Origin of the sequence: Mesorhizobium sp. M7A.T.Ca.US.000.02.2.1, from assembly GCF_003996995.1 — a bacterium.
In the GTDB taxonomy this organism is placed as follows: Bacteria; Pseudomonadota; Alphaproteobacteria; order Rhizobiales; family Rhizobiaceae; genus Mesorhizobium.
In genome coordinates this window covers 1-542 of record NZ_RZTT01000889.1, presented here as the reverse complement: position 1 = coordinate 542, position 542 = coordinate 1, and the positions used below count along the sequence as shown (strand labels likewise).

General features: G+C 60.9%; 1 pseudogene. It reads right to left on the bottom strand.

Annotated elements, in window-relative coordinates:
- Nucleotides 1–427 (bottom strand): annotated as a pseudogene (locus EOD15_RS35305) (ABC transporter permease); the annotation flags it as partial.
- Between the last annotated feature and the right edge of the window lie 115 nt (nucleotides 428–542).

Below are 542 nucleotides of genomic sequence, written 5' to 3'. Positions count from 1 at the left end.
AGATGTAGGACGCCAGCGTGATGATGAAGGCGCTCATCTTCACCTTGACCACCAGATAGCCGTTGAAGGCGCCGATGAGACCGCCGACGCCCAGCGCCAGCAGCAGCGAAACCGGAACCATCAGCCATTCGGGATGCAGCTGCACGCCCATGCCGATGCCCGACGAGCAAAACAGGATGCCGACCGCCATGGCGCTGAGCGCTGCGACGGATTCGACCGACAGATCCATGTGACCGGCGATGATCACCAGCGCCAAGCCGATCGACATGACGCCCAGCACGCTCGACGCCTCGATGATGTTGGCGAAGATGCCGAGCTGGAAATAGTTCGGGACGAAGATGGAGAAGACCACCAGCACGAACAGCAGCATGAACCAGACGAGGTTGTCGAGTACGAACTCCAGGGCTTTGCGTGTGCGCGGGTTCATGGGCTGATCCGGTTGGCGCATGCCCCGCGAAATCAATTCGATTTCGTCGGGTTCGGGCGCGGATTCAAATTCGCCACGGCGTCCTTTGGACGCGGCGTTGTGAAGGGGCAGGCTC